The organism is Phormidium sp. CCY1219 (assembly GCF_055795085.1).
In genome coordinates, this window is the sequence record NZ_JAYFEQ010000925.1 from 1 (window position 1) to 204 (window position 204).

Consider the following 204-nt stretch of genomic DNA (forward strand, 5'->3'; position numbering starts at 1 on the left):
CTTACCCGGGCACTATGCCCGGTGAGGGTGGCCCGTTCCGACCCAGTGGCCAAGTCCCACAGTTTCAGGGTGTTATCCCATGATGCAGAAACCGCCCCAGTGCCGTCCGGGGTGATGGCCACTGCATTTACCGGGGCACTATGCCCGGTGAGGGTGGCCCGTTCCGACCCAGTGGCCAAGTCCCACAGTTTCAGGGTGTTATCG

Annotated in this window: 1 pseudogene; it reads right to left on the reverse strand. The window is 62.7% G+C overall.

Going from position 1 to position 204, the window contains the following annotated elements:
- Nucleotides 1-204, reverse strand: a pseudogene (locus AC0QH1_RS30465) (WD40 repeat domain-containing protein); the annotation flags it as partial.